Below are 1,524 nucleotides of genomic sequence, written 5' to 3'. Positions count from 1 at the left end.
CCCCGACTGGTACTCCTCGCCCTTGCGGCCGACGAGCCCGACGATCGCGAAGGCGCCGAGGTTCATCAAGGTGTAGGCGACGAGGTAGAAGAGCAGGGCGCTCGCGGCCCCGGGCGTCGCCGTCACCACGGCGACGAGCAGGTAGCCCGCGTGGGCGACGCTCGAGAAGGCCAGCATGCGCTTGAGATTGCTCTGGACGATGGCCATCAGGTTGCCCACCGACATCGTCAGCACGGCCAGCCACCAGAGCACGGGCACCCACTCCGCGGCCGGCGGCGCGAGGCCGGGGCCGAGCAGGCGCAGCAGGGCGCCGAAGGCCGCCGCTTTGGTGCCCGTCGCCATCAGCGCCGCCACGGGCGCCGGGCTGCCCTCGTAGACGTCGGCCGTCCAGAAGTGGAAGGGCACGGCGCTGACCTTGAACGCGAACCCGACGAGGATCAGCCAGAAGCCGGCGCTGGCGAGCAGCGGGCTGTGCGCGCCGCCGGCGCCGACGGGCGCCGCCGCGTGCAGGGCGAGACTGCCCGTCGCCCCCCAGTGCAGGGCCATGCCCATCAGCAGGAGCGCGCTCGCGAAGGCGCCGAGCAGGAAGTACTTGATCGCCGCCTCCACGCTGCGCGCGTGGCCGCGCTGGTAGCCGGCGAGCACGTAGAGCGCCATCGAGAGCAGCTCGAGGGCGAGGAAGAAGGTGATCAGCTCGGTCGCGCCGATCATCAGGAGCATGCCGGTGACGGCGAAGAGCAGCAGCGCGAGGAACTCCAGGCGCGGCAGCGCCTCGCGGCGCAGGTAGGGCAGAGCCATCAGCAGGATGGCGACGCCGATGCCGAGGAAGAGCAGGTCGAAGTAGGTGGCGAGGGCGTCCTGGACGAGGCGGCCGCCGAAGCCGACCTGGGTCGGCGCCCCCCAGTGCCGCAGCACGAGGCCGGTGGCGACGAGGAAGCCGAGGCCGCTGATCGCCTCCCCGAGCCAGCCCTCGCCGCGCCCGGCGCGGCGCCGCGGCAGCTCGACGAGCAGCACGAGCATCGCCGCGATGACGAGGACGATCGCGGGGGCGACGAGGCTGAGAGTCCAGTCCACGGCGCTCACTCTCCGCGGCTAGGGGTCGAGGGGGAGGCCGCAGGCAGCGCCCCGGGCGCCGGAGCCAGCGCTTCCGGATGGCCCATCAGCGCCGCCGCCGGCACGGGCGCAGCGGCACCGGGCCGCGCGCTCGCGAGCAGCGCGGCCACCGACCCCTCGATGCGGCCGAGGAAGGGTCTCGGATAGAGGCCGATCCAGAGCATCAGCGCCGCGAGCGGCAGGAGCAGCAGCCACTCGCGCGGGCAGAGGTCGCCGAGGCTGCGGTTCTCCTCGCGCGTCAAGGGGCCGAAGAAGACGCGCTGCACCATCCACAGCATGTAGACCGCGCCGAGCACGACGCCCAGCGCCGCGAGGATCGCGAAGACCGGCGCCGCTCTGAAGGCGCCGAGGAGGATGAGGAACTCGCCCACGAACCCACTGAGGCCTGGAAGTCCAATTGAGGCGAGGGTC

At 72.8% G+C, this 1,524-nt stretch carries 2 protein-coding genes; both read right to left on the bottom strand.

From position 1 onward, the window contains the following. The coding region (locus FJ251_16350) for an NADH-quinone oxidoreductase subunit N (protein MBM4119271.1) at positions 1-1,074 on the bottom strand (1,074 nt) is incomplete at its 3' end. A gap of 5 nt (positions 1,075-1,079) precedes the next feature. Then, positions 1,080-1,484: a hypothetical protein gene (locus FJ251_16345; protein ID MBM4119270.1), complete on the bottom strand. Its 405-nt coding sequence runs from the start codon at positions 1,482-1,484 to the stop codon at positions 1,080-1,082. Between the last annotated feature and the right edge of the window lie 40 nt (positions 1,485-1,524).

The sequence above is a fragment of the bacterium genome (assembly GCA_016873475.1).
GTDB lineage: Bacteria > Krumholzibacteriota > Krumholzibacteriia > JACNKJ01 > JACNKJ01 > VGXI01.
Note: the sequence above shows the minus strand (reverse complement) of the source record. Positions and strands in the feature narration are given on the sequence as shown.